Genomic DNA, 13,514 nt, shown 5'->3' on the forward strand with positions numbered 1-13,514 from the left:
CTTCGATATCGTGGCCCACCCGCAGCAGGTAGGGCCGGATGATGTTCTCCGCCGCAGCGAGTTCGCCATCGGAAAAAAGGCTGGTAGCCTGCACCACTTCGGGCGCCAGCCGACGGAGTGTCGCGACATGCGCGGCGGCCGTGCTGGCATGGGTCGCGTCGCCGGTCATGCGATAAAGGCCTTCGAGCAGGTTCCAGCTCGAAGGCAACGCGGGGTTGATGTTGACCGCGCACAACAGCGCTTCGATCGCCTGCGGTGCGTCGCGCCGCACCACGTGGCAATGGCCACGTTCCTCGTGCAAGCGGCTGAAGCCGGGGTGCCATTGCTCCAGTGTCGCCAAGGTCGCGAGTGCCTCGTCGATGCGACCAAGGTAACGCTGGCTTCGCGCGACCAGGTAAAGCGCGTCGCGGTTCTCCGGTACGTCCAGCGCCAGCGCCTGGGCCAGCGCCAGGGCCTGGGTGTGCTGGCCTTGCTGTTGCAACTGGCGCGCCTGCAGAACGCGCCCCTCCACGGACAGCGGTGTGGAATCGTGGGCGAGGGCATTCATGCGTGATCGACAACCTTCAAGGGAGGGTGGGCTTGCGCCCACCCGATTCTAGAGACCGCTTCGTGGCGTCCGGATGTCAGAACTTGTAGCCGAACTTCACGCCGATCACGCGCGGGCGCAGTGGCACTTCGGACGTGATGAACTGCGCCGAGGAGGTGAACACGCTGGCGTGGCTGTTGCTCAGGTTGGTGCCATAGAGCGACAGATCCCAGGCGTCCTTGGCAATACCCAGCGAGGCGTCGTACGTGGTGTAGGCCGCCTGCAGGTAGCGCAGATCCACCGTGGTCGGATAGAGCACGCCTTCGCCGCTGGGGTAGGTCGCCGGCTGGTTGTACATGGAGCCGGTGTGGCTGGCGCCGAGCATGGCGAACGCCTTGTAGCCGCCATTGAACGCCCAGTCGTAGCGGGCGCGCAGGTTGAACTGCGAGCGGGGCGAGAAGGCCGGTTCGCTACCCGCTTCGCCGAACGGATTCTGGAACGGCTGCAAGCCCAGTCCGGTTTCGATGACCTGCGTGATGCACGCGCCGTAGGTGGGCGAGCCCACGATATTGCCGACGAGGCAGGGCGAATTGACCTGCTTGGCGCGATTGAACGAACCCGAGCCCATCAGGGTCAGGCCATCGGTCACGCGGCCTTCGAATTGCAGCTCCACGCCATCGACCTTGTAGTCGGGGCCGTTGACGCCAAACGTGGTGTTGCCCAACACCAGCGGGTTGAAGAACTGCATCTGCACGTTGTCCCACTTCATGTGGTACACCGAGCCGTTGAGCAGCAGGCGGTCGTCGAAGAACGTGGTCTTGAAGCCGATTTCGTTGTTGGTAAGCGAATCGGGCGCATAGCTCAGCGGCTTCTGGTACTGCGGGCCATCGGGACCCTTGGCCACTTCCTTGGTGGTGCGGTTGAACGCACCCGGGCGGAAGCCCTGCGAGAAGGTGTAATACACCATCGCATCGGGCGTGATGTGCCAGACCAGGTTCGCGCGGCTCTTGAAGCCGTGATAGGTCGTGTTGAGGTTCTCCGCGGTCATGCTGGTGGCGTCGCCGCCCACGCATTGGCCGTTGGGCACGTTCACGCAGTTGGAGCCAGTGGCGTACTGCGAACCCCGCTGGTACTCGGAGTAATGGTAATAGCGCGTGCCGGCGGTAGCGGTGAGCACGTCCTGGATGATGTCGTAGGACAGCGAGCCAAACGCCGCTACCTGCCGATAGCCGCGCTGCTCGTCTTCACCGAAAGCGGTGCTGTCACCGCGCGTGTTCGGGTCGATCCGTGCCGTGCCCGGATACGGCGTGACATTGGCCACGCACGGTGCGCCGCCGGCGAGCGCCGCCGAGAGGTTGCCCGGGCTGCAGGACGGAATGGTCTTGTAGTTGAAGTTCATGTCGTCGAGGATCTTGAAGTCCTCGAAGTACAGGCCGCCGCTGGCGCGCAGGCGGCTGTCTTCCGGCGTGCTCAGGCGCAGCTCGTGGCTTTCGTGGGTGCTCTTGACCTGATCGTTCCAGTAGCCCACCGGCGAATAGCAGGTGGGTTTGGTGCCGGCGCCCAGGCCGCTGCCACCGGTGCAGGTGTAGTACCAACCGCCGACGCTGCGCGCGTAGTTGGTGTAATCCTGCTGTTCGCTGATGTGGCGGTCGGTATAGCCGCCGGTGTAGACCAGCGAGAGGTCGCCGAGCTTGCCGTTGAGCGTCCACGCCGTGTTGGTGTAGCGATCCTTGTCCCAGGCCGGGGCGAAGGCGGTGATCTGCAAGGGCTTGAGCGTCTGGCCGTCCGAGCCGATCGGGTAGGTGGAGGCCTGGCCTTGCGCGTCCATCTCCTGGTAGCTCTGCGTAATCAGCGCGTTCCAGTCGTCGTTGAACTTGTACAGCGCCGAGAGGCGGGCGCCCTGGTAGTCCACCGGGTTCCAGTCCTTCTGCGCCACGGCGCTGTTGTTGGCGACCGGGCTGCCCGGCACGGCGCAGTAGCCGGTGCCGGAGGGCAGGCCGTTGGGGCAGAGGCCACCGCTGGGCTTGATGTTGGCGTAGAAGTTGCCCGCATCGTTGTTGTTGCGGGTGAACGTGCTGGGCACGTTGTCGATATAACCGCCACGATGGTCGTTGTAGATCACGCCGCGCAGGGCGAAGGTACCCGGAATCAGCGGCAGGTTGAGTACGGCGCTGGTGGAGTCGTTCGGTCGGCCCCCGGAGGTGACGCTGGTGCTGGCCTCCACGTTGCCGCTGACCTTGTCCAGGTTCGGCTTGTTGGTGATGTAGCGTACGGCGCCGGCCTGCGCGCCACCGCCGTACAGCGTGCCCTGCGGGCCTTCGAGCACCTCCACGCGCTCCATGTCGACCATGTACACGTCGAGGTTGCGCGCCGGGAACTGCATCGACTGGTCGTCCAGGTACACCGCCACATTCGGGAACGGGGCGATGGACGCGCTCGACTGGTTGCCCAGGAAGCCGGTACTCAGGCCGCGCATATAGATGTTGCCCTGGCCCGGGCCATTCGCGGCGAAGGTCACGTTGGGCAGGTACTTGATGATGTCATCGAAGGTATTTACGTGCAGCTGCTGCAGCGTGGCGCCGGTGAACGCCTGCATGGTGATCGGCACATCCTGCATATCCTCGTTGGCGTGCTGCGCCGTGACGGTGATGCTGCCCAGCGTGGACACCGTGGGGTTTGCGGCGGCCTCGCCCGACGGGCCGGAGGCGGCGGCGTCGGTCTGGTTGGCCATGGTGCCCTGCGTGGCAGGCACGGTCGGCGCCTGCGGGGCGGTGTCGCCAGCGTAGGACACGCGAGTGACCGCAAGCGCGGCAAGCACCGCGCAAGTGATTGGATTGATCTTCAAGACGTTCTCCCCGAAGGTGTAATCGCCGACGATGTCGGCAGGCCTATTGCTGCTATCGCCAGCAGGCTAGGGAGGCGCAATGAAATGGGCATGACGTGGACTAGGCAACTTTTCCCCGCTGTCTATGCCGTGCCGGGGTGGTCCGTTCGTCGGGGCGCGTGGCGGTATCCGAAGAGAGCGCCGGCGCCACCGCGCAGCCCGCGCATCGAAAGGCTTGGCAGTATGTGGGCGATCGCTTCAGAGGCGCTGCACGCCCGCCACCCACGCCGCGCGGACCACCGGCTGCGTGCGGTGCATGCGTACGCGCAGCAGGTCGGCGCGCCAGCCCTCGGCCAGTTGGCCGCGATCCGCGAAACCCAGCACGGCGGCCGGCGTGGCGGTGACGCTGGCGATGGCTTCGGGCAGCGTCCATCCCGCCTGCTCGTGCAGGATGAAGGCGCCTTGCAGCAAGCTGGTGGGCATGTAGTCGGAGGACAGGATGTCCAGGCAGCCCGTCCGCGCCAAGGCAATCGCAGCCACGTTGCCGGCATGCGAGCCGCCGCGTACAAGGTTGCTGGCCCCGGCGACGATCGACAGGCCACGTTCGCGCGCGGCATGTGCCGCGGCCAGCGTGGTGGGGAATTCGCAAATCCGTGCGCCTACGGCCACCGCTTCGTCCACGTGCGCCACGTCGGTATCGTCGTGGCTGGCGACCAGCACGCCATGGCGACGCGCGAGTTCCAGCACGCCGGCCAATTGCAGGTCGCGGTGCTGCAGCTGTTGCTCACGGCGTTCCTCCAATACCGCGACGAATTCTTCGTCGCTCCAGGTGATGCCGCTGCGGCTGTAATACGTGCGGTATTGGCGCACGTCGTGGTACTGGCGTTGTCCGGGCGTGTGATCCATCAACGAGAGCAGGCGAAGGTCGCCACGCGCCACCAGCGGCTCGGCCAGGGCAAGCAGCCCTGGCCAGCTCAGCTCGCAACGCAGGTGCAGGTAGTGATCGCAACGCAGCAGGTGGTGCTCGCGTGCGTCGTCGAGCGCGGCCAGTGCATTGCGCAGGGTGTCGATGCGGCCGCCGTCTTCCTCCAGGTCGCCCAGCGCCATGGCGTCGAGCACGGTGGTAATGCCGGCGGCCAGCAGTTGCGCGTCGTGCGCCAGCATGGCCGGCAACGCGGGCCAGCTCACGCCGGCGCGCGGCAGCAGGTGCTTCTCCAGGTTGTCGGTGTGCAGTTCGATCAGGCCCGGCAGCAAGAAATCGCCGTCGAAGTCGATGGCGCCGGACGGCCGTTCGTCGCCGTCCCACAGGCGCACGATGCGATTTCCTGCGATCTCGGCGCCGCCGATGGCGACGCGATCGCGCAGCATCAGCCGCGCACGGGCGATGGTCCACGCGCCCTCCGATGGCGATGTCATCCCCGCGAAAACTGGCTTGCCCATACTCGTCATGGAATCCAAAACCACCACCGGCCAGCCTAGGCCAGGAAGATGGACGAATGATGGCAAGCCGCCTCCAGCCGCCCGACCGCACGCGCGATATGCCGGTATGGCGGCAGATCGAACAACAGGTGCTGTTGCAGATACGCAACGGCGAGCTGCGTGGCGGTGCCCGCCTGCCTTCCGCGTTGGAGCTGGCGCGGCAGCTCAACGTAAACCGACATACCGTGCGCCGTGCGCTCGATGCGCTGGAGCAACGTGGCGTGATTCATGCCGATCCCGGTCGTGGTTTGCGCGTGCGCGAGGAGTGCTACGACTACGCCATCGGCCGGCGCACCAGCTTCAGTCGCAACATGCACAACCTCAATGTGAGCTCGGGCAACAAGGTGCTGGGCACGGCGCTGGTGAGTCCGCCGCAGCGCGTGGCCGAGTCGCTGGCGTTGGCGCGGGGTGAACGGGCGTGGTGGATCGAGTCGTCCGCCTATGCCGAAGGCCGCGTGCTCGATCACGGCCAGGCATGGTTTCCCGCTGCGCGCTTTCCCAAGCTGGGCGAGGTATTCCGGCGCACCGGATCGGTAAGTCGTACGTTGGCGGAGTTCGGTATCGCCGATTACTTTCGCAGCTATACGCGCGTCACCGCGCGCCTGCCGGGCGCGGCGACCGCCGATGTGCTGGAGCAGTCGGCGAATCTGCCGGTGCTCGAAGTCGAATCGCTCAACGTCGACGGCAGCAATCAGCCCGTGCAGTACGGGCTGACCTGTTTTGCCGCTGAACGCGTGCAGCTGGTGCTTTCCACCAGCGAGCGGTGATGCTCAGCTGACGCTGGCCGTGGACGCCTCGCATCGCTCGGGTCGCAGCTGGCCTTGCACCACTTCCTCGGCCAGGCCGAAAGAGAGCGTCATGCCCAGGCCGCCACCGCCCACGCCGTTGACGATGGTGACACCCGGCTCCGCCTCCAGCACCAGTTCACTGCGCTTGCCGTCGGTGAGCTTGGCGTAGATGCCGTGCCAGCTCTGCTTGACCGACCAGGTGGGCAAGTCGAGCACGCTCTTCAGATAGCCCACGATCTGGCGGTTGATCGCGCTCTCGTCGAACGGCTCGTGAGTATGTCCGTACTCGTGCGAGTCACCGATGGTGATTTCGCCCAGGCCGTTCTGGGCCGCCATCACGTGGATACCCAGCGCCAGCAGGTCGGCATGTTGTTCGGCCAGGCGCTCGCGCAGGCGCGCCATGCTGGGCGTGGCGTGGAAACCGTTGTAGTGCGCCATGGTAAGGCCGCCGCACACCACCGGACCGAGCCGGAACGGCGAGGGTTGGGCCTCCAGTCGCAGCATCTGCAGCTTGCACTTGGTGATTGCCTGGCGCTCGAACAGCTCCGGATACAGCGTTTCGAAATCGGTGCCGTTGGCGATGTAGATGACATCCGCGCCATAGCGGCGGTGGCCGCTCCATACCCAGGGATGCTCCACGCGCGTCACGGCCTTGCGCCAGTGGAACTGCACGCCATAGCGCTCGGCGAGCCACGCGGGCAATGCGCGGATCGCTTCGCGCGGATCGACGACCCATTCGTCAGTGCTCAGCAGTGCGCCAAGCAAGCCCTGCGACACCACGCCCGGTGCGTGCTCGCGTACCTGCGCCGGGCTCAGCGTACGACACGGGCGGATGCCTTCGTTCATGCCAACGTATTCGTTCATCACCGCCCATTCGTCCTCGTGGAACGCGGCGATCAGGCTGCCGCTGGGCGCGTGCCAGGTGCCGGTGGCGGCGCAGAACTCGCGCCAGATCTCGCGCGATCGCAGCGCACGCGCGTACAGCGGCCCGTTCGCCACGCCGATCGGCCACACCGTGCCGAAGTTGCGTACCGAGGCGCCGACCGCACGCTCGTGCCGATCGAATACGGTGACCTGATAGCCGGCTTCGGCCAGGGCCCGGGCCATGGCCAGGCCCACGATACCTGCGCCCACGACAATCGCGGTGCGTGCTTGCGTCTTGCTCATATACGGCTGCTTTCCATCCCGAGAGGTGACAACGGCGCCACCGCGTGGCCGTTCCGGCGACCGTGTCGCCAGAACCAGCGCGCGGCAAGCGCGATAAGAACCAGGCCCAGCACGCTGCTGGCCAGCACGGCGCGTTCGAAGAACTGCGTCCAGTTGAGTTGCAGGGCGAGAAATTCCTTGGCGACCAATACCGCCACGCTGCCCAGGTAGCCGGAGGCGTCGGCGATGTACATCACGAACGAGGCGGTGCCGGCAATGCGGTAGGTCGCCATCAAGCGCTCGAAGTACATGCCGTTGAGCGGGATGTAGCCCACGTAGAGCCCAAAGCCGACCAGGGTCATCCAGCTCAGCGGCGGCAGTTCGCCATGCATGAACAACAGCGTGCTCACACCTGCGCAGCACAGGCCGCCGCCAATCAGTACGTGGTTGAGCATGAAGGCGCGCATGTTGTCGCGCACCAGCGTCAAGGCCGAGGTAAGCATGAGCACGCCGATGCCGATGGGTGTATCCACCTCGCCGAACACGGCGGCGCTGCGGCCAAAGCCCAGGTCGCGGAAGATCTCCGTGTCGAAGTTCTCGCGGAAGTCGCGCAATACGGTAAGCAACACGTACAGCGGCACGATCAGCAGCAGGCCCGGCAGGAAGCGGCGCACGAACTGCCGTCGCGCTTCGCGATCCATGCGGCCACGCGGCGCGCGAGCGGCGATGTCCTCGGCGCTGGGCGCAGGCAGGCGCGTGAGTGCGCGTAGCGACAGCAGCAGCGGCGGCACGAACACCAGGCCGGTCAGAAACGGCATCCAGAACGGACTCACGCCAGCCATCAACATGGCCTTGCCGACGCCTTTGACGATGCCCGAGGCGAAGATAAAGCTGGAAGCGAGGATGGCACCCATCAGCTCGGTGGCCTGTCGACCCTCGATGTAACCGAACACCAGCCCCCACACCATGCCCAACGGCAAGCCGTTGAGGAACAGGAACACGATGCCTGGCAGCGGCGGTGCCAGTGCAAAGCCCAGCAGTGCCAGCCACGACAGACCGATCAGGCACACGATGGCGTGGGCGCGACGGGACGACTGCAGTTCCGGCACCAGCCGGATGCCCCACAACTTGCTCACCGCGTAGCCCAGCACCTGGGCGATCACCAGCCAGACCTTGTAGTCGATGCCGTGCCAACTCATGCCGCTGAAGCTGCCCGCGCTGAACGGCTTGCGGAAGGCATACATGCACGAATACGTACAGAACGCCGCCAGCCCGGCGATCAACGGCAGCATCGGGGAAGGGCGGGGCGCCGGCGGGGCGCCGAGGGGTGCGGGGTGCGCCATGGCCGGGTCAGGCCGCGCTGGGCTGGCCAAGGCGGACCAGCAGGCCGGGCAGCTCCTGCAGGCTGTCCAGCACGGCGTCGGGCTGGTGCGCCAGCAGTTGCGCGCGGGTATAGGCGCCGGTGGTGACCGCGATGACCTGGCCGCAGGCGGCGGCGCGTCCCTCGCGGATATCCACCTCGGTGTCGCCGACCTTGATGACACGCGCCGATTCGCTTACCCCGCATTGCGCCATCAGCGCGCGGATCATGTCGGGTGCGGGACGCCCCTGCGCCACGCGGTCCGCCGAGATCGCCGCATCGATCAGGCCACGCTGACGCCAGCCGAAGCGCGCGATGAGGCACTCGGCAATGTCTTCGGAGAACGCGGTATTGAGCGCCACCTTGATGCCGCGATGGCGCAGCCAGGCGAATGTCTCCTCGGCGCCGGCCATCGGCCGCACGTCGTCATGGCTGCGATAGCACGCCAGCATGCGTTGCACGAAATCCTCATGCACCCGCGCCACCTGGGCTGCCTCCGCGCCCAGGTCATGCGCGGCCAGCACGCTGCGGATCGCCGCCGGCTTGGTGTAGCCCATCAGGGCGCGCAGCTCGGTCACCGAGGGGGTGCAGCCGGCCGCGGCCAACGCATCGCCCAGGGCCTGCACGACCAGGTCCGGGTCATGCACGGTGGTGCCTGCCATGTCGAAAACCGCCAGTTCGAACGTCATATCGCCTCCAGTCATGGAGCGGCATGCTGACGTTCGGCTATGGCGTACCCATGACGCGGGTACCGACAGTTGGGGTGGACTGTCTAGTCAATGATCGCCGGGGCACCCGGAAGCCGTACCACGCCTGGGTTCAGCCGGCGCCGCGCACCCAGTCCAGGTAGGCCTCGTGGCCCAGGGCGACGGGCACCGCCACCAACTCGGGTAGCTCATAGGGGTGCAGTGCCAGCAGGCGCGCCTTGAGGGCGGCAAAACGTGCCTCGGTGGTCTTGATCAGCAACAGCTCCTCACTGTCGGTGACCACCTCCCCCTTCCAGCGGTAGATGGAGCGGACCCCAGGCAGATGGTTGACGCAGGCCGCCAGCCCTTCACCCACCAGGACCTGGGCCAATCGGTGGGCGCTGTCGGCGTCGGGGCAGCTGCAATAACAGAGCAGGACGGTGTCGGTCATGACCCCCAGCCTAGCCGGAGCGGCGGACCCCGCAAGGGCTTTTGGCGCCTGGGAGCCCTTGAAAGGCACCGGTGACTGCCCCATTGCTGATGTCAGCCACCGGACGGCCCCTATTGCAGGGGGGGCTTGCGTCGCTAGAATTAGCACTCATCTTCGGGGAGTGCTAACAGCGCGCCCATCCAGGCGCCGCCCCGGGGTAACCCTTTTGTTTCATCCATCCAACCAAGCTGGAGCCCATCCATGAGCAAACTGCGTCCGCTGCACGATCGCGTCATCGTCAAGCGTCTCGAAGAAGAGCGCGTCTCCGCTGGCGGCATCGTCATTCCTGACAGCGCCACCGAAAAGCCGACTCGCGGCAAGGTCATCGCTGCCGGTACCGGCCGCATCCTGGAAGACGGCAAGGTCCGCCCGATGTCCGTGAAGGAAGGCGACACCGTGCTGTTCGGCAAGTACGCCGGCCAGGAAATCAAGATCGACGGCGAAGAGTTGGTCTTCCTCAAGGAAGACGACATCGTGGCGATCATCGAAGGCTGATGTGTTCGGCGGACGGCTAGCGCGATAGCCGCGCTTTGAAGCAGTCCCCTCACCAGCGTTCCCATTACCTAATTCAAAATTTTTGAGGCAAAAATTTTATGGCAGCTAAAGAAGTCCGCTTCGGCGAAGACGTACGCGCACGCATGCTCAAGGGTGTGAATACCCTGGCCAATGCCGTGAAGGTCACCCTGGGTCCGAAGGGCCGCAACGTGGTGCTCGAGAAGAGCTTCGGCGCCCCGACCGTGACCAAGGACGGCGTGTCCGTGGCCAAGGAAATCGAGCTGGCCGACAAGTACGAGAACATCGGCGCGCAGATCGTCAAGGAAGCCGCTTCCAAGACCTCCGACGTGGCCGGCGACGGCACCACCACCGCCACCGTGCTGGCCCAGGCGTTCATCCAGGAAGGCCTCAAGGCCGTTGCCGCCGGCATGAACCCCATGGACCTCAAGCGCGGTATCGACCAGGCCGTGACGGCCGCCGTTGCCGAGCTCAAGAAGCTCTCCAACCCGACCGCTGACGACAAGGCCATTGCCCAGGTCGGCACGATCTCCGCCAACTCCGACGCCAACATCGGCGACATCATCGCCACCGCGATGAAGAAGGTGGGCAAGGAAGGCGTGATCACCGTCGAGGAAGGCTCGGGCCTCGAGAACGAGCTGGACGTGGTCGAAGGCATGCAGTTCGATCGCGGCTACCTGTCGCCGTACTTCATCAACAACCAGCAGTCGCAGCAGGTTGAACTGGACGACCCGTTCATCCTCATCCACGACAAGAAGGTTTCCAACGTTCGCGAACTGCTGCCGGTGCTCGAAGCCGTTGCCAAGGCCGGCAAGCCGCTGCTGATCGTCGCCGAGGAAGTGGAAGGCGAAGCGCTGGCCACCCTCGTGGTCAACACCATCCGCGGCATCGTCAAGGTCGCCGCCGTGAAGGCGCCGGGCTTCGGCGACCGTCGCAAGGCTATCCTGGAAGACATCGCCATCCTCACCAATGGCGTGGTGATCTCTGAAGAAGTGGGCCTGGCTCTGGACAAGGCCACCATCACCGACCTGGGCCGCGCCAAGCGCGTGGTGATCACCAAGGAAAACACCACCATCATCGACGGCGCTGGCGAAGCCGAGCGCATCCAGTCGCGCATCGGCCAGATCAAGGCGCAGATCGAAGAGACCTCTTCGGACTACGACCGTGAGAAGCTGCAGGAGCGCGTGGCCAAGCTGGCTGGCGGCGTGGCCGTTATCAAGGTTGGCGCCGCCACCGAAGTCGAGATGAAGGAAAAGAAGGCCCGCGTTGAAGACGCCCTGCACGCCACCCGTGCGGCCGTCGAAGAAGGCGTGGTGCCGGGCGGCGGCGTCGCCCTGATCCGTTCGCTCAAGGCCGTGGAAGGTCTGAAGGGCCAGAACGCTGACCAGGACCTGGGCATTGCCATCACCCGTCGCGCCCTGGAAGCCCCGCTGCGCGCCATCGTCGCCAACGCTGGCGATGAGCCGTCCGTGATCCTCAACAAGGTCAAGGAAGGCAACGGCAACTTCGGCTACAACGCTGCCACTGGCGAGTTCGGCGACATGATTGCCTTCGGCATCCTGGACCCGACCAAGGTGACCCGTTCGGCCCTGCAGTTCGCCGCCTCGGTGGCCGGCTCGATCATCACGACCGAAGCGGCCGTCACCGAAGTGCCGAAGAAGGAAGAAGCCCACTCGCACGGCCCGGCCGGCGGCATGGGCGGCATGGGTGGCATGGACTTCTAAGTCCACGCCCTCCAGGCATTGCACCAAAAGAGAACCCCGCCTTGTGCGGGGTTTTCTTTTGGGCACCATGTTCCAAATGCGGGTTGACCACCAATGCAAGCCATGGCGGACAACGTCTCTACATGCAGAGTCCAGATCAGAATGTACCATTAGGTCCGCTACCGACTGCGGATTCAGCCGGTCGTTGCAACACACTGAAGACTGCGCTCGCGGCAGGAGTGTTGCAAGATGTCCCAACGACCGAAGATTTTCTACAACGAGTCACAGATCGCCCTGATGTGGGATCGCTGGCAACGGGGTGAGTCACTGCATCAGATCGCCCGACTGTTCGATCGGCACCATTCGTCGGTACGCCGGATACTTTCGGCGACGGGAGGCATTCGCCCGGCCGTGCGAGGACGGGCTGACCGGTCCTTGTCACTGGCTGAGCGCGAGGAGATCTCCCGAGGACTGGTGGCTGGCCAACGGTCGCCACGCGGTTACACCGGGCACCATCCACCATCTGCAGGGAAGTAGGCCGCAACGGCGGAAGGGATCGTTACCGGGCCAACCATGCCGACCAACGCGCCTCGGATTGCGCTCGCCGCCCGAAGGCCTGCAAGTTAGCCCGTCACCGCGTCCTGGCACGCCTGGTCGCCAGTAAGCTGCAACAACAGTGGGCGCCGGAGCAGATTGCCGGCTGGCTAAAGCACCGCTATCCGGGCAATGAGGCGCATCAGGTGTCGCATGAAACGATCTACCGAAGTCTCTTTATCCAGGCGCGGGGCGCCCTGAAAAAAGAGCTTTTGGAGCATCTACGGTGCACGCGAGCGATGCGCCGTTCACGACACCACACACAGAAGACGGCAGGTCACGCGCAGATCGTTGGCGCGATCTCCATCCGCGAACGTCCCGCGGAGGTTGAAGATCGGGCGGTGCCCGGTCATTGGGAGGGCGATCTGTTGTTTGGCGGCCGCCATAGCGCCATCGCCACTTTGGTCGAACGACGATCCCGCTTTGTGATGCTGATAAAGCTGGACGGCAAGGACAGCGAGACGGTCGTTGATGCGTTGATCAAGCATGCACGCAAGCTGCCGCACGAGCTGTACCGGTCACTCACCTGGGATCGCGGTTCGGAACTAGCCCAGCATCATCGCTTCACGTTGGCTACCGATATCAACGTGTATTTCTGCGACCCCTACAATCCATGGCAGCGCGCATCGAACGAGAACACCAACGGGCTACTCCGCCAGTATTTCCCCAAGGGCATGGATCTGTCCGAGATCACGCAGGCGCAACTCAATGCTGTGGCCAAGCGCTTGAACGGAAGGCCGCGAAAGACCTTAAACTTTGAAACACCGGCAGAACGATTTCATCAAACCGTTGCAACGACCGGCTGAATCCGCAACCCGGAGCAGACATTGCTAGACCATGCCTAGAGGATTAGCTTGAATGACCTGCGTACAGATCGCTGGCCTCGCATCGGCCATCCTTGGCGCCATCGGCACCATCATTCTGTTCTTCGCGAGCTTTTCCTTACAGCCGCTCGAAGGGGCGGTTTGGGGAGGCCCGGCAGTGGACGCAGAGAATGAGAGGATCAGAGCCAAGAACGCCAGCCGCGCCCGCCGTCAACGAATCGGTCTTGCGCTCCTATGTGGGAGCTTCTTCATTCAAGCGGTCGGGGTGTTTCTCTGACTCCCGCTAATGGATGGCACTGGACGGGTAGCGCACGTGCATCTGACTTGGCGTAAGTCAGTGGAACGCCTCCCTTGTCCGGGAACCGCCGTTTATGGCTCGCTCGAAGAATGGACCACAAGGGTCATGGTGCCGGAACACGAAGAGTGGTCCAGCTAAGGACGTAAGGTCCGCTTGCGACCGAGGCTGTGTGAAAACGTAACGCCGATGGTCGAGATGGCCGGTCGCTCGGCTCGTTATGCCAACGCATGGCTTCGAGTCGAAGCGATGCCATCAGGCCATGATCGCCTGCATCAGTGGCCTC

Annotated in this window: 11 protein-coding genes and 1 pseudogene; 5 read left to right on the top strand and 7 right to left on the bottom strand. The window is 64.8% G+C overall.

What is annotated here, in order from left to right; all coding sequences use genetic code 11:
- The 3 genes from JHD67_RS19450 to JHD67_RS19460 form a co-directional block, all read right to left on the bottom strand.
- A partial coding sequence (locus tag JHD67_RS19450; protein ID WP_233172098.1) for a tetratricopeptide repeat protein occupies positions 1 to 547 on the bottom strand: 547 nt, incomplete at its 3' end.
- A 76-nt stretch (positions 548 to 623) separates the two neighbouring features.
- Positions 624 to 3,371, bottom strand: coding sequence for a TonB-dependent receptor (locus tag JHD67_RS19455; RefSeq protein WP_199100839.1), 2,748 nt, complete (start codon positions 3,369 to 3,371; stop codon positions 624 to 626).
- A 237-nt stretch (positions 3,372 to 3,608) separates the two neighbouring features.
- Positions 3,609 to 4,790 carry an alpha-D-ribose 1-methylphosphonate 5-triphosphate diphosphatase gene (locus tag JHD67_RS19460; protein WP_233172100.1) on the bottom strand — a complete coding sequence of 394 codons (1,182 nt, stop codon included), beginning with the start codon at positions 4,788 to 4,790 and terminating at the stop codon, positions 3,609 to 3,611.
- Between the two features lie 56 nt (positions 4,791 to 4,846).
- Between JHD67_RS19460 and phnF the strand changes: the two genes are divergently transcribed.
- Positions 4,847 to 5,596, top strand: a complete 750-nt coding sequence (phnF, locus tag JHD67_RS19465; RefSeq protein WP_199100840.1) for a phosphonate metabolism transcriptional regulator PhnF — start codon at positions 4,847 to 4,849, stop codon at positions 5,594 to 5,596.
- A gap of 3 nt (positions 5,597 to 5,599) precedes the next feature.
- Here the strand turns inward: phnF and JHD67_RS19470 are convergent, their stop codons facing one another.
- From JHD67_RS19470 to cutA, 4 genes are all read right to left on the bottom strand, one after another.
- Positions 5,600 to 6,784 carry a TIGR03364 family FAD-dependent oxidoreductase gene (locus JHD67_RS19470; protein ID WP_199100841.1) on the bottom strand — a complete coding sequence of 395 codons (1,185 nt, stop codon included), beginning with the start codon at positions 6,782 to 6,784 and terminating at the stop codon, positions 5,600 to 5,602.
- A complete protein-coding gene (locus tag JHD67_RS19475) occupies positions 6,781 to 8,055 on the bottom strand; it encodes a DUF5690 family protein (protein ID WP_233172102.1) in 1,275 nt (424 codons plus the stop codon). The genes JHD67_RS19470 and JHD67_RS19475 overlap by 4 nt, the downstream gene beginning before the upstream one ends.
- 58 nt (positions 8,056 to 8,113) lie before the next feature.
- Positions 8,114 to 8,827 (bottom strand): HAD family hydrolase, encoded by a 714-nt coding sequence (locus tag JHD67_RS19480; protein ID WP_233172103.1) that lies wholly within the window; start codon positions 8,825 to 8,827, stop codon positions 8,114 to 8,116.
- Positions 8,828 to 8,942: 115 nt separating this feature from the next.
- On the bottom strand, positions 8,943 to 9,260 hold the full coding sequence (cutA, locus tag JHD67_RS19485) for a divalent-cation tolerance protein CutA (protein WP_199100843.1): 318 nt from the start codon (positions 9,258 to 9,260) through the stop codon (positions 8,943 to 8,945).
- A 240-nt stretch (positions 9,261 to 9,500) separates the two neighbouring features.
- Between cutA and groES the strand changes: the two genes are divergently transcribed.
- The 4 genes and pseudogenes from groES to JHD67_RS19505 all read left to right on the top strand — a co-directional run bounded on the left by groES (position 9,501) and on the right by JHD67_RS19505 (position 13,210).
- Positions 9,501 to 9,794 (top strand): co-chaperone GroES, encoded by a 294-nt coding sequence (gene groES, locus JHD67_RS19490; RefSeq protein WP_199100844.1) that lies wholly within the window; start codon positions 9,501 to 9,503, stop codon positions 9,792 to 9,794.
- A gap of 98 nt (positions 9,795 to 9,892) precedes the next feature.
- Complete coding sequence (gene groL, locus JHD67_RS19495) at positions 9,893 to 11,536, top strand: chaperonin GroEL (RefSeq protein ID WP_199100845.1); 1,644 nt, start codon at positions 9,893 to 9,895, stop codon at positions 11,534 to 11,536.
- 228 nt (positions 11,537 to 11,764) lie between these two features.
- Positions 11,765 to 12,915: pseudogene (locus JHD67_RS19500) on the top strand (IS30 family transposase).
- A 52-nt stretch (positions 12,916 to 12,967) separates the two neighbouring features.
- Positions 12,968 to 13,210 (top strand): hypothetical protein, encoded by a 243-nt coding sequence (locus JHD67_RS19505; RefSeq protein ID WP_199100846.1) that lies wholly within the window; start codon positions 12,968 to 12,970, stop codon positions 13,208 to 13,210.
- Positions 13,211 to 13,514 lie beyond the last annotated feature (304 nt).

The organism is Dyella sp. ASV21, assembly GCF_016428975.1.
GTDB lineage: Bacteria > Pseudomonadota > Gammaproteobacteria > Xanthomonadales > Rhodanobacteraceae > Dyella.

What these genes read in the sequence shown, in the direction of transcription:
- JHD67_RS19480 (WP_233172103.1), bottom strand. Translation starts at nt 8,827, where the DNA reads ATGACTGGAGGCGATATGACGTTCGAACTGGCGGTTTTCGACATGGCA.
- JHD67_RS19460 (WP_233172100.1), bottom strand. Translation starts at nt 4,790, where the DNA reads ATGGGCAAGCCAGTTTTCGCGGGGATGACATCGCCATCGGAGGGCGCG.
- JHD67_RS19470 (WP_199100841.1), bottom strand. Translation starts at nt 6,784, where the DNA reads ATGAGCAAGACGCAAGCACGCACCGCGATTGTCGTGGGCGCAGGTATC.
- cutA (WP_199100843.1), bottom strand. Translation starts at nt 9,260, where the DNA reads ATGACCGACACCGTCCTGCTCTGTTATTGCAGCTGCCCCGACGCCGAC.
- groL (WP_199100845.1), top strand. Translation starts at nt 9,893, where the DNA reads ATGGCAGCTAAAGAAGTCCGCTTCGGCGAAGACGTACGCGCACGCATG.
- phnF (WP_199100840.1), top strand. Translation starts at nt 4,847, where the DNA reads ATGATGGCAAGCCGCCTCCAGCCGCCCGACCGCACGCGCGATATGCCG.
- groES (WP_199100844.1), top strand. Translation starts at nt 9,501, where the DNA reads ATGAGCAAACTGCGTCCGCTGCACGATCGCGTCATCGTCAAGCGTCTC.
- JHD67_RS19475 (WP_233172102.1), bottom strand. Translation starts at nt 8,055, where the DNA reads ATGCTGCCGTTGATCGCCGGGCTGGCGGCGTTCTGTACGTATTCGTGC.
- JHD67_RS19505 (WP_199100846.1), top strand. Translation starts at nt 12,968, where the DNA reads ATGACCTGCGTACAGATCGCTGGCCTCGCATCGGCCATCCTTGGCGCC.